At 60.6% G+C, this 383-nt stretch carries 1 protein-coding gene; it reads right to left on the reverse strand.

The window, feature by feature from the left end:
* Positions 1-11: 11 nt before the first annotated feature.
* A partial coding sequence (locus tag ACYVO7_RS25820) for a hypothetical protein (protein ID WP_460452622.1) occupies positions 12-383 on the reverse strand: 372 nt, incomplete at its 5' end.

Below are 383 nucleotides of genomic sequence, written 5' to 3' on the forward strand. Positions count from 1 at the left end.
GGCGGGGGACGCTATGAGAGCATCCACCCTTCAGGGTGAGGGACGACCGGAGCGATCTGGATCCCATAGTCGCCATCCGGATCAGTGTTGTCGAAAAGGGGCCTGTCGTCGTTGGTGATCTGAATGATGGTTCCAGAGGTCAGGGTTATGTCCTGCGATCCAAGCCAGTAGCTGACGCCGTTATAGACGAGCGATGAGTTTTGGAATGCGTCCTGGCTATACACGGCGTCGCTCGGGTCGTTGCTGGGGCTGAAGTCGCCAGCGAGCGTGACCGAAACATTGTCGCCGACCTTGTAGCCGTAATCGGACAGGTCGACGAAGAGGCCGGCCAAGCCCGGGTCGACTTTGACGAACGCCGCCGACGGGGCTTGGTCGCTCGCAGG

The organism is Alsobacter sp. SYSU BS001988 (genome assembly GCF_054796215.1).